Annotated in this window: 21 protein-coding genes; 13 read left to right on the top strand and 8 right to left on the bottom strand. The window is 72.0% G+C overall.

The features are described 5' to 3' along the window. Positions 1–138 precede the first annotated feature (138 nt). On the bottom strand, positions 139–1323 hold the full coding sequence (locus AB0O00_RS05995; RefSeq protein WP_363648882.1) for a TetR/AcrR family transcriptional regulator: 1185 nt from the start codon (positions 1321–1323) through the stop codon (positions 139–141). A 257-nt stretch (positions 1324–1580) separates the two neighbouring features. On the opposite strand from AB0O00_RS05995, the gene AB0O00_RS05990 reads away from it, so the two are divergent. Beyond that, the gene (locus AB0O00_RS05990) at positions 1581–2738 is read left to right on the top strand and encodes an acyl-CoA dehydrogenase family protein (RefSeq protein ID WP_363648881.1); all 1158 of its coding nucleotides are present in this window, start codon (positions 1581–1583) and stop codon (positions 2736–2738) included. 105 nt (positions 2739–2843) lie between these two features. On the opposite strand, the gene AB0O00_RS05985 is transcribed toward AB0O00_RS05990, so the two are convergent. Continuing rightward, positions 2844–3110: a hypothetical protein gene (locus tag AB0O00_RS05985; RefSeq protein ID WP_363648880.1), complete on the bottom strand. Its 267-nt coding sequence runs from the start codon at positions 3108–3110 to the stop codon at positions 2844–2846. Positions 3111–3227: 117 nt separating this feature from the next. Between AB0O00_RS05985 and AB0O00_RS05980 the strand changes: the two genes are divergently transcribed. Further along, on the top strand, positions 3228–3545 hold the full coding sequence (locus tag AB0O00_RS05980; RefSeq protein ID WP_363648879.1) for a cupin: 318 nt from the start codon (positions 3228–3230) through the stop codon (positions 3543–3545). A 39-nt stretch (positions 3546–3584) separates the two neighbouring features. Here the strand turns inward: AB0O00_RS05980 and AB0O00_RS05975 are convergent, their stop codons facing one another. After that, positions 3585–4175 (bottom strand): TetR/AcrR family transcriptional regulator, encoded by a 591-nt coding sequence (locus tag AB0O00_RS05975; RefSeq protein WP_363648878.1) that lies wholly within the window; start codon positions 4173–4175, stop codon positions 3585–3587. A 304-nt stretch (positions 4176–4479) separates the two neighbouring features. Here AB0O00_RS05975 and AB0O00_RS05970 point away from each other — a divergent pair, with 304 nt between their 5' ends. The 5 genes from AB0O00_RS05970 (at position 4480) to AB0O00_RS05950 (ending at position 8369) form a co-directional block, all read left to right on the top strand. Further along, positions 4480–5115, top strand: coding sequence for a class I SAM-dependent methyltransferase (locus tag AB0O00_RS05970; protein WP_363648877.1), 636 nt, complete (start codon positions 4480–4482; stop codon positions 5113–5115). Positions 5116–5266: 151 nt separating this feature from the next. Continuing rightward, positions 5267–5836, top strand: coding sequence for an isoprenylcysteine carboxylmethyltransferase family protein (locus tag AB0O00_RS05965; protein ID WP_363648876.1), 570 nt, complete (start codon positions 5267–5269; stop codon positions 5834–5836). Positions 5837–6082: 246 nt separating this feature from the next. After that, the gene (gene tatA, locus AB0O00_RS05960; RefSeq protein WP_363648875.1) at positions 6083–6361 is read left to right on the top strand and encodes a Sec-independent protein translocase subunit TatA; all 279 of its coding nucleotides are present in this window, start codon (positions 6083–6085) and stop codon (positions 6359–6361) included. Between the two features lie 161 nt (positions 6362–6522). Further along, on the top strand, positions 6523–7842 hold the full coding sequence (locus AB0O00_RS05955) for a hypothetical protein (RefSeq protein ID WP_363648874.1): 1320 nt from the start codon (positions 6523–6525) through the stop codon (positions 7840–7842). Between the two features lie 5 nt (positions 7843–7847). Further along, a complete protein-coding gene (locus AB0O00_RS05950; protein ID WP_363648873.1) occupies positions 7848–8369 on the top strand; it encodes a potassium channel family protein in 522 nt (173 codons plus the stop codon). A 158-nt stretch (positions 8370–8527) separates the two neighbouring features. Here AB0O00_RS05950 and AB0O00_RS05945 read toward each other — a convergent pair whose 3' ends face one another. Both AB0O00_RS05945 and AB0O00_RS05940 read right to left on the bottom strand, forming a co-directional pair. Beyond that, positions 8528–8791, bottom strand: coding sequence for a hypothetical protein (locus AB0O00_RS05945; RefSeq protein ID WP_363648872.1), 264 nt, complete (start codon positions 8789–8791; stop codon positions 8528–8530). After that, positions 8791–9156: an ATP-binding protein gene (locus tag AB0O00_RS05940; protein ID WP_363648871.1), complete on the bottom strand. Its 366-nt coding sequence runs from the start codon at positions 9154–9156 to the stop codon at positions 8791–8793. Before AB0O00_RS05940 ends, AB0O00_RS05945 begins: the two co-directional genes overlap by 1 nt. Before the next feature lie 244 nt (positions 9157–9400). Between AB0O00_RS05940 and AB0O00_RS05935 the strand changes: the two genes are divergently transcribed. Then, a complete protein-coding gene (locus AB0O00_RS05935) occupies positions 9401–10258 on the top strand; it encodes a helix-turn-helix transcriptional regulator (protein WP_363648870.1) in 858 nt (285 codons plus the stop codon). Beyond that, positions 10251–10436, top strand: coding sequence for a DUF397 domain-containing protein (locus AB0O00_RS05930; protein WP_363648869.1), 186 nt, complete (start codon positions 10251–10253; stop codon positions 10434–10436). The genes AB0O00_RS05935 and AB0O00_RS05930 overlap by 8 nt, the downstream gene beginning before the upstream one ends. Before the next feature lie 46 nt (positions 10437–10482). On the opposite strand, the gene AB0O00_RS05925 is transcribed toward AB0O00_RS05930, so the two are convergent. Both AB0O00_RS05925 and AB0O00_RS05920 read right to left on the bottom strand, forming a co-directional pair. Beyond that, the gene (locus AB0O00_RS05925; RefSeq protein WP_363648890.1) at positions 10483–12135 is read right to left on the bottom strand and encodes an RICIN domain-containing protein; all 1653 of its coding nucleotides are present in this window, start codon (positions 12133–12135) and stop codon (positions 10483–10485) included. A gap of 301 nt (positions 12136–12436) precedes the next feature. Next, entirely contained in the window at positions 12437–13408 is a 972-nt protein-coding gene (locus AB0O00_RS05920; protein WP_363648868.1) for a LuxR C-terminal-related transcriptional regulator, read from the bottom strand. A 403-nt stretch (positions 13409–13811) separates the two neighbouring features. Here AB0O00_RS05920 and AB0O00_RS05915 point away from each other — a divergent pair, with 403 nt between their 5' ends. The 4 genes from AB0O00_RS05915 to AB0O00_RS05900 all read left to right on the top strand — a co-directional run bounded on the left by AB0O00_RS05915 (position 13812) and on the right by AB0O00_RS05900 (position 17964). Next, complete coding sequence (locus tag AB0O00_RS05915) at positions 13812–14108, top strand: hypothetical protein (RefSeq protein ID WP_363648867.1); 297 nt, start codon at positions 13812–13814, stop codon at positions 14106–14108. A gap of 7 nt (positions 14109–14115) precedes the next feature. After that, positions 14116–14430, top strand: coding sequence for a hypothetical protein (locus tag AB0O00_RS05910; protein ID WP_363648866.1), 315 nt, complete (start codon positions 14116–14118; stop codon positions 14428–14430). A gap of 280 nt (positions 14431–14710) precedes the next feature. Continuing rightward, positions 14711–16387, top strand: coding sequence for a CHAP domain-containing protein (locus AB0O00_RS05905; protein ID WP_363648865.1), 1677 nt, complete (start codon positions 14711–14713; stop codon positions 16385–16387). A 92-nt stretch (positions 16388–16479) separates the two neighbouring features. Continuing rightward, positions 16480–17964 carry a transglycosylase family protein gene (locus tag AB0O00_RS05900; protein ID WP_363648864.1) on the top strand — a complete coding sequence of 495 codons (1485 nt, stop codon included), beginning with the start codon at positions 16480–16482 and terminating at the stop codon, positions 17962–17964. 185 nt (positions 17965–18149) lie between these two features. On the opposite strand, the gene AB0O00_RS05895 is transcribed toward AB0O00_RS05900, so the two are convergent. Continuing rightward, positions 18150–19664: a protein kinase gene (locus AB0O00_RS05895; RefSeq protein ID WP_363648863.1), complete on the bottom strand. Its 1515-nt coding sequence runs from the start codon at positions 19662–19664 to the stop codon at positions 18150–18152. Positions 19665–19786: the final 122 nt, after the last annotated feature.

Raw genomic sequence — 19786 nt, 5'->3', positions numbered from 1 at the left:
TCAGGCCCTCAAGTCGCCCCGGGCCCCCCCCCGCCCCGGGGGCGACCCGCCCCCCCCCCGGGGGGGGGCCCCCGCCCCCCCCGGGGGGGGGGGCCCACCCGCCCCGGCCCCTTTCCCCGCTCTTCCCGCGCCGGGCCCTCAGGACGTGCCGAGGACGGCCCGGGCCAGGCGCAGGAGGCAGTCGCCGAGGTCCGGGCGGGTGCTGTGCGGGCGGTTCCGGACGCCGTCGTTGACCAGCGCGAACAGCGCGTGGACGCGGATCCGGGCCTCCACCGCGTCGTAGTCCGGCCGCACCCGGCGCAGCAGGCCGACCCAGGTCCGCAGGAAGTCCCGGCGGAAGTCCACCGCGACGCGGCGGTCGGGCGGGGCCAGCCGCTCCGTCTCGCTGAGCATCGCGCCCAGGTAGTCGCCGTTGCGCCGCGCGAAGCCGACGTACGCCGTCAGGCCGGCCGCCAGCGCTGCATCCGGGCCGTCCGCGGCCGAGATCGCGCCCTCCACCTCGTGCCACAGGCGCTCGCGGCTGCGGACCAGCGAGGCGGCGAGCAGTTGCGCCTTGCTGTCGAAGTGCCGGTAGACGCTGGGGCCCGAGATGCCGACGGCGGCGCCGAGCTGGTCGGTGCTGACGTTGTCGAAGCCGCGCTCGTGGAACAGCCGGACGGCCGCCGCGAGCAGTTCCTCGCGCCGGGGCCGACGTCCGGCTCCCGGGACGGCGGCGACAGGTTCGGCCTCGTCCCGTATGCCGCGTCCGTCGCAACCCTCGGGGCCGTCGGAGCCGTTGAAGGTCACCCCGAGGACGGCCCCGACCACCTCGCGCAGCACCGCCTCGGCCCGCCGGGGCTGCGGCGCCACGGACTGGTAGGACAGCCCGGCGCAGGCCGAGAGCGCCGACCAGCACAGCAACTCGGCGTCCGCGTCCGGCAGTTCCGGCCGTTCGGCGCGCAGGACGGCGCTCATCGCGGCCACGTCCGCCCGCAGTTCGCGGCGCAGGGCCGCCCGCCGGGCCGGCGGCAGCAGCCGGGCGTCGCGCTGCACGAGGGTGCCGAGCGGCCGGTGTCCGACGGCGACGGTGGCCAGGGCGTCGCCCAGTGCGGCGGTGGTGCCGGCGGCGCGCAGCCCGTCGGCGAGTGCGTCCAGGCCGAGGCGGACGGCGCGGTCGAGGAGTTCGGGCTTGCCGCGGAAGTGCCGGTAGAGGGCGGGCGCGGTGATGCCGACGCCGGCGGCGACCTCGGTCATCGAGACCTGGTGGTAGCCGCTGCGGTGGAAGCGGTCGGCCGCGACCGCGAGGATCTGGGCGCGCCGCCCCGGGGGCCGTCGGACCACCATGCTGCCGCCCCCTCCCGCAGTCCCGCCGAAGCCGTCACGGCGCCCTGCCGCCACACCGAGGGAAGGCTAGCAAGGATTCACTTGTCATGGCCCTCACCCGCTGCCCACCCGGCGGCCCGCGCCGCGCCGACCCTGGACAGCCGAAGCTACCCGGGATTAACTTGTGGGGCCATCACCTGGCACCTTCAGCTGCACTTCCACCTGCACCTTCACCAGCGCCTTCAGCCGCGACCGGCACCACCGAAGGGAGCGCCCCCGTGCGCCGCACCGTGTTCACCGAGGACCACGAGGCCTTCCGGGAGACCATCCGGGACTTCATCGCGAACGAGGTCGTCCCGGTCTACGAGAGCTGGGAGGCCGACGGCCACCCCCCGCGCGACTTCTACCGGCAGCTCGGCGCGCTCGGCGTCTACGGCATCGAGGTGCCGGAGGAGTACGGCGGAGCCGGCGAGAGCGGTTTCAAGTACCAGGCGGTGATCGCCGAGGAGGTCGCCCGCGCGGGCGTCAGCTTCGGCTCGTCGGGCGTGCACACCGGGCTCGTCCTGCCGTACCTGCTGGAGTACGCCAACGAGGAGCAGAAGCGGCGGTGGCTGCCCGGCTTCGTCTCGGGCGACATCATGACGGCGATCGCGATGACCGAGCCCGGCGCCGGCTCCGACCTCGCCGGCATCACCACCCACGCGCGGCTCTCCGAGGACGGCACCCACTACGTCCTCAACGGCGCCAAGACCTTCATCACCGGCGGCGTCCTGGCCGACCTCGTCCTGGTGGTCTGCCGCACCGCCCCGTACGACCCGGAGAACCGCCGGGCCGGGCTCTCCATCCTGTGCGTGGACACGGACTCCGAGGGCTACAGCGTCGGCCGCAAGCTGCAGAAGATCGGGCTGCGCACGTCGGACACCGCCGAGCTGGCGTTCAACGACGTCAAGGTGCCGGTGGAGAACCTGCTCGGCGAGGAGGGCCGGGCGTTCTCCTACCTGACGCACAACCTCGTGCAGGAGAGGCTCGCGATCGCGGTCGGCGCGTACGCGGCGGCTGCCGCGGCGGTGCGGTTCGCGGTGCAGTACGTCAAGGACCGGAAGGTGTTCGGCAAGGCCGTCGCCGAGTTCCAGAACACCAAGTTCACCCTCGCGGACTGCGAGGCCCAGGTGGTGGCGCAGCAGTCGATGGTGGACCGCGCGCTGGAGCTGTACCAGCAGGGTGAGCTGACCGTGGCCGACGCGGCCGCCGCGAAGCTGTTCTGCACCGAGTCGGCGTCCACCGTCATCGACAAGTGCCTCCAGCTGCACGGTGGTTACGGCTACATCCTGGAGTACCCGATCGCCCGGCTCTACACCGACAACCGGGTCTTCCGGATCTACGGCGGCACCAGCGAGGTCATGCGCAGCATCATCGCCAAGTCGCTCGGCCTGTAAGCCCGTCCGCGACAGGTCCACGGACCTGCGGCGGGCCGCACCCCCATGGCGGCCCGCCGTACCCCGTCCGACCCCGCCAGGGCGGCTGCGCCGGACGGGTGAACGTCAGTTCGGCGAGCCGTGCTCGGTGCGCCAGGCCTGCCAGCCGGCGGAGGAGGCCACCCGGGCCTCGTGCAGCGCCCGGTGGGCCAGAGCGGTGGGCGGGGTCTCGCGGCTGCGCACCCAGTCGCGGCCGGCGGTGGCCAGTGCCGCGCACACCATCGCCGCCCCGGCCGCGCCGAGCACGGCCCCGACGCCGGTGAGCACCGCACCGCCGGTCAGCAGCGAGCGGTTGACGTGGAACCCGCCGAGGAAACTGTCGTTGGTCGCCATGCCTCCACGATGCAAGCAGCCCGCCGGGCCCGCACGCCGAGCGGCTCCGGGTGCATCTCCGGGTGCGGGAGCCCGCCCGGTCGGCCAACCTGGGCTGACAGGCAGGAGGACGCCGCGATGTCCGATCTCGAACAGCTCGCCGTGGAGCACGCCGCGAAGGCCGCCGAGAGCCCGCACGGGCGCAGCGCCCACCTCGTGCTGCACGACGGGGTGCTGCGGCAGACGGTGATCGCCCTGGCCGGCGGCACCTCACTGGACGAGCACACCCCGCCGACCGCCGGCAGCGTGCAGGTGTTGCGCGGCCGGGTGGCGCTGACGGTGGCCGGGCAGCGCCAGGAGTTGTCGGCGGGCCAGCTGGCGCCCGTTCCGCAGGAGCGGCACGGGCTGCTGGCGCACGTCGACTCGGTGGTGCTGCTGACGGTCGTCACGGCCTGACGTCCGTCACGGCCTGACGTCGTCACGGCCCGACACCGGTCAACGCGTGGCGGGCTCCGGCACGCTCGCCGCGACCAGCCGCAGCCCGCGCAGGAAGTCCCGCCCGGACGGCGCGAGTTCGGGCGCGGCGAGCCACTGGGCGACGGACCCGGCCAGGAGCGTCTGGTAGAAGGCGCCGCGGGCGAGCTCGTCCTCGGTCTCCGGCACCTCGGGCAGCCCCTGGAACAGCGCCGCCAGGCCGAGCCGGCCCTCCTTCTGCGCCACCGAGAACGCCTGTGCCAGCTCGGGCTCGTGCCCGGCCTGCGCGAGCGCCTCGAACTGGGCAGCCCAGAGCCCCCGGTGCTCCTCGAAGACGCCCTTGAGGCCGTCCCACACCGCGACGAACCGCTCCTCGGCGTCGCCCGTGGCCTCGTTCGCGGCGTTGACCACCGCGCCGAGGGCCATCCCCATCTCCTCGATCGCCTCGATCATCGCCGAGTTGAGCAGCGCGTCCTTCGAGCCGAAGTGGTAGCCGATGGCGGCCAGGCTGACGCCGGAGGCGGTGGCGATGTCCCGGGCGGTGGTGCGCCCGTAGCCCTTCTCGTACAGGCAGCGCTTGGCTCCGGCCATGAGGTCTTCGCGGTTTCCCATGCCCCGATCCTACGGAAGGGCTGCACAAATGTCTTGCACTAACGTCTTGGACACTCGATCTACACATCTGTACTAGAAAAATGCGTCCCCGGACGGCGGCTAGGCTGACCACTGCCCCGCGTCGGCCGGTGCCCACACCCCTAAGCGCCGGCCCGTTGTGGAGGGGACCAGCCGTGTTCGAGCCGGGCCGGGGCGGGGGTCATCGGCCGTTCCCGGGTGCCGGAGCGGGTTGCCGGAACGGGCTGCCGGAGCGGGTTGCCGAAACGCCCCCCGCGAGCGCCGTCCGACCTGCCAGGGTGGCCCCATGGTTGCTGATCACGCGCGCGTGCGCGGGAGTTACGACACGGTGGCGGAGGAGTACCTCGAACGGATCGGGGGCGAGCTGGAGCACAAGCCGGTCGACCGGGCCCTGCTCTGGGTGGTCGTGGCGGAGGCCGCCGGCGGGGCCGTCGCGGACCTCGGGTGCGGGCCGGGGCACGTGGCGGGGTGGCTCGCCGGGCGCGGCGCCGAGGTCGTCGGGATCGACCTCTCCCCCCGCATGGTGGAGCTGGCCCGCCGCGAGCACCCGAAGGCCGCCTTCCGCACCGGCGACCTGCTCGACCTGCCCGCCGAGGACGGCGAGTTCGCGGCGGCGGTGGCGCTCTACTCGGTGATCCACCTCGAACCCGGCGAACTGGCGCCCGCGTTCGCCGAGATGCGGCGGGTGCTGCGGCCCGGCGGCTTCCTGCTGGTCTCGTTCCACCTGGGCACCGAGGTGCGGCGGATGGAGGAGTGGTGGGGCCACGAGGTCGACGTGGACTTCCACTTCCTGCAGACGGACGCCGTCGCCGCGCACCTCGCCACCGCCGGGTTCACCGTCGAGGCCCGGCTGGAGCGAGAGGGCCTGCCCGAGGAGGCCCCGACCCGGCGCGGCTACCTGCTGGCCCGGCGGACGGACTGACGCTCCACCCGGGGGTGGAAGCGGGTGCGTCCATGGAAGCCCGTGCGTCCACCCCCGGGTCCGTGCGGGGCCCACCGGGCAAGAGGACCGTGGTGAGCACGCGGCCCTCCGCGGCCCGCGCCCGTGGTCCCCGAGCGTCAGGAGCCCCACCATGTCCCTGCCGAGCCTGCTCTCCGTCCTCGGCGTCCTCGCCTGGGCCGGGTACGAGCTGCTGCTGCGCCGCCGCGAGGACTCCGCCGCCGGCACCTGGCACGCGGACGACCGCGACCGCGGCTCGACCCGGCTGCTGCTCGCCTGCTACGCCGCCTCCGTCCTGGTGATCGTCCTCCTCGGCCGCGCGTCGGTCGGCGAACTGCCCGTCGGGGCGTGCTGGTTCGGCGTCGCGCTGATCGCCGCCGGGCTGGCCCTGCGGGCCTGGGGCATGCGCACCCTGGGCCGCTTCTACACCCGCACCCTGCGCACCGTCGACACGCAGGAGGTCGTCCGCACCGGCCCGTACCGGCTGATCCGCCACCCCGGCTACTGCGGCAGCCTGCTGGTGTGGACGGGCTACGCGCTCGGCGTGGGCAGCTGGCCGGCCACCGTGGCCGTGTTCGCGCTGCTGCTCGCCGCCTACAGCTGGCGGATCGCCGCCGAGGAACGCCTGCTGGTGGCCGCCCTCGGCCCCGCGTACGCGCAGTACCGGCGGGAGTCGAAGCGGCTCGTGCCCTTCGTCTACTGAGTCCGCCGAGTCCACCCAGTCCACCCAGTCCACCGAGTCCACCGAGCGCCCCTTTTGTGACGTTCGACACCCCGGCCGTGGCGCGCGGCCGGGGTGTCGGGCGCTCGCGGTCCGCTTGGGCGGCACCCGCATTTCGGCCAGCGTTTCCCGGCCGGTGTATCCGTACCGCACCACGGCCAGGCATACTGGCCGGACGGGTACTTTGCCCTCCCGTGACTCTAGACAAGAAGGGACCGGTGGCCAGGGATGCTGCGGAACGGTCTTGAGCCCTGGCACATCTTGGTGGTGCTGGCGGTCGTAGTCCTGCTGTTCGGTTCGAAGAAGCTGCCGGAGATGGCGCGCGGCCTCGGCAAGTCGATGCGCATCCTGAAGGCGGAGACGAAGGCGATGCGCGAGGACGACCCCTCGGCCGAGGCCGCGGGCACCGCGCAGAGCACCGCCCAGCAGCCGGCCGACCGTCCGGCCGTCACCCCGACGAACATCACCAAGGCGGACGAGACCAAGCGGCACGAGTCGGCCACCTGAGTCCCGCCCGAGTCCCCTCGGACCTTCCGGAGGCCCCCGGCACCGTCACCACGACGGCGCCGGGGGCCTCCGTCGTTCCCGGATGATCCGGAGCCCGAGTGGCCGTCCCCGGTGATCCGTTGTCTCCTGGGAGGCACCGACCGGAGGAACGGAGCCGCCGCATGCCGTCCGACGAGCCGCACGGTGGGGAGTCGGACTCGGAGGCCGGCGAACTCGCCGACCTGCGGGCCCGCCTGAGCGCCGTGGAGGCCCACGAGGCGCGGCTCGCCGAGGAGTTGCGGGCCCGCCCGCCGCGCCACCGGGTACGGTCCGCGTTCGCCGTCCTGCTGGTCCTGCTGGCCTGCCTGCTGACGCCGCTCGGCGCCGTCGCCGTGTGGGCGAAGTCCGAGGTCTCCGACACCGACCGGTACGTGGCCACGATGGCCCCGCTCGCCCGCAACCCGGCCGTCCGGGCCGCCGTGACGAACCGGGTGACCGACGAGATCGTCAAGCAGCTCCCGGTCGACTCGCTGCTCGACGACGTCGCCCCGGACGACCGGCCCAAGCTCGGCGCCCTGCTGAGCGGCATCGGCCAGGCCCTCGGCGACGGGATCGCCGGCTTCGTCCACACCCAGGTCGGGCGCATCGTGGACAGCGACGCCTTCGCCACCGTCTGGACGGACGCCAACCGGGAGGCGCACGCCGCGATCGACCGGATGCTGACCGGGCAGGGCGGCGGCGCCGTCGAGATCAAGGGCAACACCGTCGTGCTCGACCTCGCCCCGCTGATCGCCCGGGTGAAGACGGCGCTGGTCGACAACGGGCTGTCCATCGCCTCGAAGATCCCGGAGATCCACACCTCGTACACGCTGGTGCAGTCCGACGCCGTCCCGAAGGTGCGGACCGGCTTGCGGGTGCTCGACGTGGCCGGTTTCTGGGTGCCGGTGCTGGCCGTGGCCTGCGCGGCCGGCGGGGTGCTGCTGGCCGTCCGGCGCCGGCGGGCGGTGGTCGCGGCGGCGCTCGGGATGGCCGCCGGGGCGCTGCTGCTGGGCATCGGGCTGAGCGTGTTCCGGGCGGTCTACCTGGACGCGCTCCCGGCGGGGGTGGACCAGGCGGCTGCCCAGGCCATCTACGACACCCTGGTGCACTACCTGCGCTCCGCCGTCCGGGTCGTGGTGGCACTCGGGCTGCTGGTCGCGCTGGGCGCCTGGATCAGCGGTTCCGGGCGCCGGGCCGGGACGGTGCGCGGGATGTGGCGGGCCGGACTGGGCGCGGCGCGGCGGGTCGCCGAACGGGCCGGGCTGCGGCTCGGGCCGGTCGGGCGCTTCGTGCACCGCTGGAAGGCGTGGCTGGGCTGGGCGGCGGTCGCGGGGGCAGCACTCGCCTTCGTGCTGTGGGACCGTCCAACGGCGCTGGTGACGCTCTGCCTGGCGCTCGGGCTGGTGGGCGTGCTCGCGGTACTGGAGTTGCTGGACGAGCCCGGCCGGGTGGAAGGAGGCTGAACGGGATGTCCGAGAACGCGCCGCCGCCCGTCGACGTCCGGGCCTGGTACTGGCTGCTGGGAGCATTCGCGCTGCTGATGGTCGGGTACTTCACGCTGCCGCTGGAGTGGTTCGGCGACCGGCGACCGGTGGTGAGCTGGACAGTGTTCGCGGGGGCGCTGGCCGGGCTGACGGGAACACTGGTGGCCAAGATCGTCGGCGTGATGCGCGGGACGGCCAGGCGTCCGGTCGCCTGGCTGATCTTCCTGATCTGCCTGACGATGACGATCTACTCGGCGACGTACTACGTGCTGGGGGCACGCAAGGCGGAGTTCCATGGGCTGGAGACGCGGCTGGACGCGCTGTACTTCACGGTCGTGACGATGGCGACGGTCGGGTACGGGGACATCACGCCGTCGGGGCAGGCGGCGCGGCTCGTGGTGGTGCTGCAGATCGGGTACAACTTCGTGTTCCTCGCGGCGGCGGCCGGCACGCTGTCGCGGGCGATCCGGTCGAACGTCGAGAGCCGGATCCGGCGGCGGGGCTGAGGGGGCCTGTCCGGCGCGGCGGGCCTGTGCACGCGACCCGCCGGACGTCCGGTCGTGTCAGTCGTCCTCGTGGGGTGGAGTCGCCCGGAGGGCGGTGATGACGCCCAGGGCGACCGTGGCGATCGCGAGGGCGAGGAGGACGGCGAAGGCCGCGGCGATCAAGAACCGCACGGCGTGCCTCGATCGCGGGAGATGTCGAGGAGGAGGGAGAGGAGGTTGAGGAGGGTCGAGGCGGGGGCCGTGTTGAAGCGGACGAGGACGCGGCCGTCGATGGTCTTGTCGGTGGAGGCGGAGGGGAAGATCAGGCCGAACTCCCGGCCGCGCTCCTGGACTTCGGCCAGGAGGGTGCGGATGTGCTCGTCGGTGAAGCCGCGGATACGGGGGTCGGTCGGCAGCATCGGACGGCGGCGGGCGGCGGGCATCAGGCGGCGTCCAGCTCGCACTCGAACCACACGGACTTGCCACGCTGCTGCGGGTCGACGCCCCAGCGGCGGGAGAGTCCGGCGACGAGCTGGAGGCCCCGGCCGGACTCGGCCAGGTCGGAGAGGGGGCGCTGCTCCGGCAGGGTGGGGCTCTCGTCCGCGACGGAGACGCGGAGGGTGTTGTTGACCGCGATGATCTCGACGACCGGAGCGGGGGTGTCGCCGTGCCGCCAGGCGTTCACGAGGAGCTCGGCGAGGGCGAGTTCGGCGTCGGCGATGGCGGAGGGCGGCCACCCGACGCGGGTCATCGCGTTGCGGAGGGACTGGCGGGAGAGGGTGAGGGAGGGCGTGTTGAGGTGACGCATGGGAGAACTCCCGAGGCGTGAGTGGAGAAGGACGGATACGTCACCGTGAGCCAGGTCAGATGGAGGCATGACTGCTCTGCGGTGCGACAGGGGTGCATTACTGACGACCCGTCGGATCGATGACATCGACCATAACGCACGGGGACACAAAATTTAGACTCCCGCCGAGAAGTTCCCCCATCCGTGGCAACCCGGCCCCTCAGCCCTGCGGCACACTGGTCTCATAGCCCGCAGAGAGGACGCCATGGCCCTTCGACCGAACCCAACGTTGCGTCAGCGACGGCTGGGTACCGAGTTGCGGCGGATGCGGGAGCAGGCCGGCCTCGGCGGCAGCCAGCTGGCACGAGAACTCGGCATCCAGCCCGCCCAGATCACGCAGATGGAGAGCGGGAAGAGCGGCATCAGCGTCGAGCGGCTGCGGACCATCGCCACCGTGTGCATGTGCACCAATCAACCGCTCATAGACGCGATGGCGAACATCGCCTCGGAACGCGGGAAGGGCTGGTGGGAGGAGTACCGCACCACCCTGACTGTCGACTTCCTTGAGGTGGCAGAGCTTGAGGGTCACGCGGAGCGGATTTCCTTCTGCAATACCGTCTACCTGCCCGGCCTGCTCCAGACCAAGTCCTACGCATCTGCGATGTTCGCTCGGCTCGTGCCTCCCCTGCCTCCAGAGGAAGTTGAGACCAGAACAACCTTCCGGCTCAGGCGCCAGGAAGAGGTCCAAACAACTCCAGTCCGGGCCTTCATCCACGAAGCTGCGCTCCGCATGCAGTTCGGGGGACCACTGGTGCTCATCGATCAACTCGCTGCACTGCTGGACGACTCGGAGCGGCCCGAACTTTCCATTCGAGTGGTGCCGTTCGCCGTTGACACGTTCCCAGGCACCGGTGAGAACCTGACCTACGTCGAGGGACCGACCCCCGAGCTGGACACGGTCCAGATGGACGTCGCCCCGGGCACGCTGTTCTTCGACTCGCCTGCCAACCTGGCCAAGTACCGAACGATCTTCTCCGGCTTGGACGCCACTGCCCTCTCCGAGGAACAATCGTGCGACTTCATCCGATCCATCATGAAGGAAGTGAAATCCACCTATGCCTAGCTCCCGGTGGCAGAAGTCCAGCTACAGCGCCTCAGGCAATGAGTGCGTCGAGATCCGTACGACCGACGGGGCGATCGAACTCCGCGAGTCCGACGAAGGCGCCACCATCCTCCGCACCACCCCCGCCGCCCTCGCCGCCCTCCTCCACGCCATCAAGGCCGGCGAACACACCAAGTAGCAGGAAGTCGGCCCGGCCGACTTCCTGCTCCACCGGCTGCGGGTGGCTACTTGATCAGGGTGCCACCCGAGTTGTGGTACGCGGTCGTCTTGTTGATCAGGTTTCCGCCGTCGGTCTCGACCGTGGTCTGTTCCTGCTGCCCCGCGCCGAACATCAGACCGGCGATGTGCGCGTTGGCCACCTGGTCCATGTGCGAGAAGAACCAGTCGACCTTGTCGTCCTTGTAGTGGTTGAGGGTGTCGTTCTGCGCCATGTTGCCCACGGGGATCTGCCACACGACCACCGGCTTGCCCACGGACTCGGCCATCGTCTTGTAGAACGCCAGTCGGGCGGCGGCCTTCTGGTCGGTCCAGAAGTGGTCGAGGCCGCCGTGGGCGGGCTGCGCGTACCAGCCCGCGTCGCGGTCCGACTCGTCGGTGGCCAGGAAGTCGGCGTTCTGTGCGCCGAGGTGGGCGTAGTCCTTGACGCACTGCGGGGTGTTCTGCTGCCAGTCGAAGCAGGACAGGTGCATTCCCGCGGCGGTGTTCGGCGCGTACTTGTGCGCCATCGAGATCAGGCACTGGGCCAGGCCGGCGGCGCTGTTCTCCTGCGATCCGCAGTCCGTCGGGTTGGCGGCCTTGACCTGCGCGGCGACCTGGTGCGGGTCGCCGAGCGACCGGACGTAGCCCCAGAAGTCGGGCTCGATGTCGATCATGTCCTGGTTGTTGCCGATCTTCTGGAGGAAGAAGCGGTAGTCGTTCAGGTAGCGGGTGAGCAGGTCGGCCCTGTTGATGGCCTGGACCTCGCCCGGACCGTCGCCCTGGCCCGCCGCGTCGCCGAGGTCGCGCAGCGAGTACCAGGTCCAGAGGAACTTCTGCGGGCGCGGCTTGCCCTGGTAGGTCTCCTGGGCCGCCTTGGCGTCCCGCCAGGTCACGTACGTGCCGGGCGCCGTGGTGCTGCCGTTCCAGCAGCCCCACCAGCCCGTCCACGCGTCCTTGCAGCGGGCCGCCGTGTAGTAGTCCGACGAGGGCGCGGGCTGGCTGTGCACATAGGCGTACTGCACGTCGAACGGCGCCGCACTCGCCGAGGCGTCGGACATCGAGCCGCCGACGAGCACCGTGCTGCTGCCCATGAAGCTCTTCGCCGAGCTGCCACCGGAGCTCCCTGTGTTCCCGGTGCCGCTGCCGTTCCCGCTGCCGCCGTTGCCGCTGTTCCCGTTGCCGGTGACGCTGCCGGCCGGGACGAGCTGCCACTGCTGCTGGGGGCCGGCCCAGTCGTGGTACTGGGCGACGTGGCTCCCGTCGGCCTTGGAGCCGCCCGGGACCTCGACGGCCTTGCCGCTGAAGCGGTTGATCAGACGCACGTAGCCGTCCGACGACTTCTCCAGGTGGAACTGCTGGTTGGCGCCGTTCAGGTCGCGCCACTGCACGAGCTCGGAGCCCTCGGTCGTCGACCAGTTGTAGTCGTCCAGCACCTTGCCGGAGTTCCGGTTCTGCAGCCGGTAGTTCCCGTCACCCGAGTCGAGGAACTTCCACTGCTGGTTGGTGTCGCCGGTACGGCTCCACTGCGCCATCGGAGCACCGTCGTTCGTGGCGTAGCCCGTGTCCTCCAGCGCCTTGCCAGTGCTGTGGTTGACCAGCACATACCAGGAGTTCGTGTCCACGGTGGTGCCCGCCGAGGCCGTGTTGACCACGACCACGGAGCCGCCCACGACCGCCAGGCCGACGGCCGCCCAGAAACCCCGACGCTGGTACAGCCGACGGCGACGGTGCGTCTGCCGCTCCCCCGGGACGGCCGAGCGGGACGACGCGCGACCACGGCGGCGGACGCGGCCTCCGGGCGACTCCTCCGGCGACATGGATGGGCGAGGGAACATGTCGATGCTCTCTTTCAGCCGGTGTCTCTGACCGGACCGCCTGTCCGGACACCACCCAGTTGTCACCGCCCTCGGAAAGGTTGCCCCGGACCGCGAAAGTTTTTTCGGGCACCGCGCGCCGGCCGATCAGCGTCTTGATCCGGGTTCAGAGCCAGCCGCGGTGGGCGGCCTTGATGCCGGCCTCGAAGCGGCTGCTCGCGTCCAGGCGTTCCATGATCGAGGACATGTGGCGGCCGACGGTTCGCGAGGAGATGCCGAGGCGCTGGCCGACCGCGTCGTCGGTGAGTCCGGTGCCGAGCAGGCGCAGCAGTTCGCGTTCGGTGGCGGTGAGTCCGGTGCGGGGGTCCTCGGGGCGGGTGGCGCCGAGCGGGACGGCGGTGTTCCAGGCCTGTTCGAAGAGGTCGAGCAGTGCTGCCAGGAGGCCGGGCTCGGTCACGTACAGGGCGCCCTTGCGGTTGTCCGCGGGGTCGATCGGGACGAGTGCCTGGGTGCGGTCGACCACGACGATCCGCGGGGGGATCGAGGGCGCGGTGCGGACCTCGCCGCCGCGGCTGAGCAGCCAGTGCGCGTACGTCTCCACGTGGGGCTGGTTGCGGGTGGAGTCCTGGTAGAGCGTGCGCATCGTGACGCCGCGGGCGAACACCTCGGCATCGGCGGGCCGGCTGGCGGCGAGGTCCTCGGGTCGCTGGTCGCCGGGCTGGCTGGCGAGGACCTCGGTGGTGGCGCTGTGGCCCATCCGTTCGAGCCGGGCGTGGATGGCGTCCAGGCCGAGCAGACGTTCGCCGTGGGTCGTGCGGTGCTCGGCGCGGTCGGCGACCATGCGCGTGACGGCGGCCCGCGATGCGGCCAACTCCGCCTGTCGGCTGGCGAGTTCGGCTTCCTGGGCGGCGAGGATGTCGGCCAGGCCGATGTCGGGGCTGACCGCACGCATCTCGCCGGGGCGCTCGGCGGAGGCCCGGACGAGGGTGAGGCGGCCCAGCTCGTCGAGGCGCTCGTGCACGTCGACGGGGCTCAGGCCGCAGTGGGCGGCGATCTCGTCCACGCCGTAGGCGGGGTGGTCAAGCATCGCCTGGTAGACGGCGGCGGCCCCGGCCGTGAGGCCCAGTACTTCCAGCATTGTCGCGTTCCCCCCGGACTCGTCGGCCATCCACCGATCGAACGGCCGGTCGCATCCAAACAGAGGTGCGACGGCTCGTTCAAGATCCAGATCGGGGGGTTTGGGGCGACATGGGCAGATTTGAGCGGGGAGTGAGTTGTGTATCGCGCGCCACAGGGGGTGCACTCGCGGGCACGCAGGGCGCACACGATTGACATGGACGCGACATGATGTCCGGATCCCGTCAGGCCGATTGGCGACAGTCGGAAGGCCTTCCGGCGGTGTCGACGAGCGACGAAAGTAGTGATCGCCGCCAGGGAGGCCCGACAGGGAACGGCCCGGACGGCAGCCGGACGGAGCGTCAACCGCGGGACGCCCGAACCGGACCGGCACACCTCTCCGTCAACGCCAGAAGGGCTCCGTCATGATCCGCACCCGTATCGCTCAGGCCGCCGCGGTCGCCGCCGTCTCGCTCACCGCCCTCCTGATCGCCCCGGCCGTCTCGGCGGCCACCAGTGCCGGGACCGCTCCCGCCACGCCCGCCACGACCTCCGCCACCACCACCTCCACCGCCGCCGGTTCCGACAGCCTCGGCTGGGGAGGCACCCCCGGCACCCCCGGCGCCACCACCGCCACCACCGCCACCACCGCCACGTTCACCTCCACCGACAGCCTCGGCTGGGGCGGCGTCACCCAGGCCAGCCTCGGCTGGGGCGGCTGAGCACCGGATGGACATCGTCTACGCCAGCCTGAAACGCCGGCACCCCGGTGCGGCGGCGGAGGCGAACGAGGCGGCCGAGGCCGTGGACGCCCTGTGGGCGCACGCCCAACCCGCCGACGGACTCCAGCACGCCAGCGCACAGCCCACGTACGACCGGATCGACCTCCTGCTCTACCTGCTCAGCCGCGACCCGTCCGACCAGCCGGACGCCGTAGGCCGCGCCCACAGCCTGATCTCCCGCAGCCACCGGACCTCGCCCCTGCTCAGCCACCGCTACCTGTCGCCCGAGCCGCCAGTGGCCGCGGACCGCACCGCCGGGTGACCACTGCCCCGGCCACGTAGGACCTTCGCCGTTCGAACACCTCCGCGCCCAGCAAGCCCGCCGTGCCGTACGGCCCTCGACGCCGCTCACCGAACTTCGCACCACCCCTCCGGCAGGGGTGGCCACCTTCCGCCGGATCACGGCCGATCCATCCTCCGCCCGCCGGCACCTGAACTTCCCGCTGCCCGCCCCGACCGCATGCCCGCCGCCCGACCGCATGCCCGTCAGGCGCGCCCGCAGCGACCCGACTTGCTCACACCGTTCACAGCCTGGAGATCCCATGTCCCGCGTCCGTACCCGCCTCGCCTCCTCCGCCGCCGCCGTCACGCTGGCCGCCTCCGGCCTCAGCATCCTGGCCGTCCCCGGTGCCCACGCGGCCTCGCTCGGCGACTCGATCGCCGCGACGGCCCTCGGCCAGACCGGCAGCAACTACTGCGGCAACGGCGGGGCCGGCTACTACGCCCCCGGCACCGACCAGAACTCAAGCTGCTCCGGCGGCTACAGGACACACGCCTGGTGCGCGGACTTCGCCGGCTGGGTCTGGGCGCAGAACGGCGTCAAGAACATGGCCATCCTGAACGACCTCGCCAACAGCTTCCAGACCTACGCGGAGAAGTACGACGGCGGGCTGTCCGGCACGCCCCACGTGGGCGACGCCGTCTTCTTCCACCCGGGCTCCTTCAGCGGCACGGACTACGACCACGTGGCGATCGTCACCGCGGTCAACTCCGACGGCACCATCAGCTGGACCGGCGGCAACCAGGGCGGCTTCCCGGGCAAGGTCAGCACCAACACCGCGTCGGGCGGGGTCGGCACGGTCGTCTGGCAGAGCGGGGGCTACAACGTCAGCATCCGCGGCTACGCCAGCCCCGTCGGCGGGACCGTCACGCCCCCGCCCGTGACCACCCCGGTCGCCCCGCAGGTGACGGGCGTCGCGCCGGCCGCCGTCTACAACCCCGACAACGGCACCGCCGAGGTCTTCGCCATCGGCACCGACGGCGTCCTCTCGCACGCCTACAGCACCAACGGCGGCCAGTGGACCGACTGGTACGCGATCGACCCCTCGTTCCACTTCACCGGCAAGCCCACCGCCGTCTACAACCCGACCAACAAGACCACCGAGGTCTTCGCCATCGGCACCGACGGCGTGCTGTCCCACGCCTACAGCACCAACGGCGGCCAGTGGAGCTCCTGGAGCACCATGAACCCCGGCTACCACTTCACCGGTTCGCCGACCGCCGTCTTCAACCCGTCGGTGAACGCGGTCGAGCTGTTCGCGATCGGCACCGACGGCAAGCTCAACCACCAGTACTACGCCGGCGGCGCCTGGTCGGGCTGGACCACCATGGGCGACTCGACGTTCATCGGCTCCCCGACCGCCGTCTACGAGTCCGACCTCAACACCGCCGAGGTCTTCGCCATCGGCAGCGACGGCGTACTGTCCCACAGCTACAGCACCAGCGGCTCCACGTGGAGCCCCTTCGCCCAGCTGGACCCGAGCTACCGCTTCACCGGCGCGCCCGCCGTCGTCTACAACCCGAACAACAAGACGGCCGAGGTGTTCGGGATCGGCGCCGCCGACGGCGTCATGTCGCACGCCTACAGCACCAGCGGCGGCCAGTGGACCGGCTGGAGCACCCTCGACACCGGCTACAAGTTCGCGGGTGTCCCGTCGGCGGTCTACAACTCCACCACCAAGGCCGTCGAGCTGTTCGGCACCGGCACCGACGGCACCCTGAACCACAAGTACTTCCTGGGCAACGCGTGGTCGGGCTGGGAGGCGCTCGGCAACTGGAAGTTCGCCGGCGCGCCGGTGGCCCTCAACGAGCCGAACACCAACGCCGCCGAGGTCTTCGGCATCGGCCAGGACGGCACGATCGGGCACTCCTACACCAGCAACGGCAGCCCCTTCAGCAGCTGGTACGCCGTGGGCACCTGGAAGTTCAACACCCACTGATCCCGGGTCATCCCCTGCGGCGGCCGGGTCCACCCGGACCCGGCCGCCGCAGGCGTCCTCCCCGCCTCCCCGACTTCTCCAAGGACTCTCAGATGACCCGCGCTTCCTCCCGATCCGCCCGCACCTCCCGTTCCGCCCGCACCCGCCGGGTGGGTGTCGCCGCCACCGGCGTACTCGGCCTGACCATGGCCGCGGCCTCCCTCGGTACCGGGCAGGCGAACGCCGCCTCGATCACGACCTGGGACAAGGTGGCCCAGTGCGAGAGCACCGGGAACTGGTCGATCAACACGGGCAACACCTACTACGGCGGCCTGCAGATCAAGCTCTCCACCTGGCAGGCGAACGGCGGCACCGCCTACGCGGCCTACCCGCACCAGGCCACCAAGCAGCAGCAGATCCTGGTCGCCGAGAACATCCTGGCCTCGCAGGGCGCGGGCGCGTGGGGGAGCTGCGGCGCGGGCGCCGGCCTGGCCTACGACCACGCCAACCCGTACCCGGCCCCGGCCCCGGCTCCGGCCCCCACCCCGACCCCGGCACCCGCGCCCTCCTCGTCGGCGGCCTCCGTGCTGTACAACCAGGATACGGCGACCGCCGAGGTGTTCGCGATCGGGACGGACGGCGTCCTCTCCCACGCCTACAGCACCAACGGCGGCGCCTGGACGGGCTGGTCCGCGCTGGACTCCTCCTTCCACTTCACCGGCAAGCCGACCGCCGTCTACAACCCGACCAACAAGGTGACCGAGGTCTTCGCCACCGGCCAGGACGGGGTCATCTCGCACAACTACCTCTTCAACGGCGGCCAGTGGAGCGGCTGGAGCACCCTCGACACCGGCTACAAGTTCGCCGGCGGCCCGACCGCCGTGTACAACGCCTCGACGAACGCGATCGAACTGTTCGGCATCGGCACCGACGGCGTCCTGAACCACACCTACAACCTCAACGCCGGTGCCTGGCAGGGCTGGAACGCCATGGGCACCTGGAAGTTCGCCGGCACCCCCACCGCCGTCTACAACCAGGACACCAAGACCGCCGAGGTGTTCGCGATCGGTACGGACGGAACGCTGTCCCACAGCTACAACGCCAACGGCGGCGGCTGGACGGCCTGGTCCGCGCTGGACGCCTCCTTCAAGTTCGCCGGCGCCCCGGCCGTCGTGTACAACCCCACGAACAAGGTGACCGAGGTCTTCGCCACCGGCCAGGACGGGGTCATCTCGCACGACTACCTCTTCAACGGCGGCCAGTGGAGCGGCTGGAGCACCCTCGACACCTGGAAGTTCGCGAGCAGCCCGGCGGCCGTGTACAACGCCTCGACGAACGCGATCGAGGTGTTCGGCATCGGCGCCGACGGCGTCCTGAACCACACCTACAACCTCAACGCCGGTGCCTGGCAGGGCTGGAGCACCATGGGCGCGTACAAGTTCGCCGGCGCCCCGGCCACGGTCTACGAGCCCGGCTCGAACGCCGCCGAGGTCTTCGCCATCGGCGCCGACGGCCTGATCTCCCACAGCTACAACGCCAACGGCGGCACCTGGAGCAACTGGGCCACCCTCGGTACGTGGACGTTCCAGACCAGCTGATCAAGCAGGAGCAAGCCCGTACTGTCCCGGGGCCCCACCGGCCCCGGGACAGAGGCCTGCACGGGTACCGGCCGTGCGGGCGTCCGGGGCGGGCAGCCGAAGCCGATCCGCCCGAGCGGTAACGGGCCGACCTTCCGGCCGTCCCTTGGAGCTGCGAGGCCTTCCCCGGCGCCGCCCGGGCCCGGTCAGTCGTTCGGGTTGTCCGCAGCCGCGTGGAGGGCGGTGAAGAGCGCGCCGAGCCTCGCGTTCCAGTCCTTGGTGGTCGGGCCGTCGATGGCGTGCCGCTTGCTCAGGTCGCGGACCACCTTCTGGGCGTCCTTCAAGTCCTGGGCGGCATCGTCCGGGCTGCCCTCGTTGAGGCGCGCAGCAGCGTCGTCCAGGATGCGCAGGAGCTCCACCTGGCGGTCGCGCTCCTTTCCACCGACCTGGGTCTGGGCCACGGCCTGGCGCAGCGCGTTCAGTTGCACGGCCGGCGGCTGGTTGCGCGGAACGCTCGGCGTAGGGGCGGGCGCGGTCGTCGGCGCGGCGCTCGGGCTCGGGGCGCTCGCGGCCGGCGCGGGCGCCTGGGTGGCGGGTGCGGTGACGGCCGGCTTCTTGGCGGCTGCGTTGCCCGGCGGCGTGTCGAAGGCGGTGAGGGCGATGGCGGTGACCCCGGCCAGTCCGGCCACGCCCAGGGCGCCCAGGACGAGCGGCTTGCGGCTGCGCGCGGGCTTGGCGGGCGCCGGGGGCGCCATCGGGACCGGCGCCATCAGCGAGGTCGCCGGGGCCTGCGGCGGGAGCACGGTGGTGTGCTGCTGGTTGGGGTGCCCGGACGGGACCGGCGGGAGCATCTGGGTGGGCGCGGCGGTGGCGAGCAGCTCCGCCGTCGGGTCGCCCACGGCCAGCCCCGGGACGGTGGCGAGGAGTTCGGCCCGCGCGGCGGTGGCGTCCGCCGGGCGGTCGGCCGGGTTCTTCGCGAGCAGCCGCAGCACCGCCGCGTCCAGTGCGGGCGGCAGCCCGGGGCGGCGCGCGGACGGCGGGAGCGGCTGCTCGCTGACGTGCTTGAACGCGATCGCCACCGGGGTCTCGGCGGTGAACGGCGTCCCGCCGGTCAGCATCTCGGTCAGCACGCAGCCGACGGCGTAGAGGTCGGTGCGGCCGTCCAGCGCGGAGGCGGTGGCCTGCTCGGGCGACAGGTACGCGGCCGTCCCGAGCACGGTGGCGGTCTGGGTCAGGTTGTTGGAGGAGCCGGCCCGGGCGATGCCGAAGTCGACGACCTTCACCCCGCCGTCGTCGGTGATCATGATGTTGCCCGGCTTGATGTCCCGGTGCACCAGCCCGGCCGCGTGCGCGACCGCGAGCGCCTCGCACACCGCCGCCGCGATGCCCACGGCGCGCTCCACCGGCAACTGCGGCTGCTGGGCGAGGACGGCCGCCAGCGAGCGTCCGTTCACCAGCTCCATGACGATGTACGGCGAGCCCTGGTCCACGCCGGAGTCGAAGACCATGACGACCTTCGGGTGCACCAGCATCGCGGCGTGCTGCGCCTCCCGGGAGAACCGCTCGGCGAAGCGCGGGTCGTCGGCGAGGCCCCCGTTCAGGACCTTGACGGCCACCTGGCGTCCCAGCACGCGGTCCACCCCGCGCCAGACGGTGGCCATGCCGCCGACGCCGAGTATCTCGACGAGTTCGTAACGCCCGTTGAGCGCCCGTCCGATCACCTGGAACTCCCCTCACGCCGTGCCCGGGTTCCCGGGCACGCCTCGTGCACCCGTGCACGATAGCCGCCCACGCCCGTGGCGCTCCCGGAGCGGCGTCCGGGCCGGTACGGGCCACGGCCGCC

Origin of the sequence: Kitasatospora sp. NPDC093558 (assembly GCF_040683475.1) — a bacterium.
Classification (GTDB): domain Bacteria; phylum Actinomycetota; class Actinomycetes; order Streptomycetales; family Streptomycetaceae; genus Kitasatospora.
This window is presented reverse-complemented; position numbering and strand designations above follow the sequence as displayed.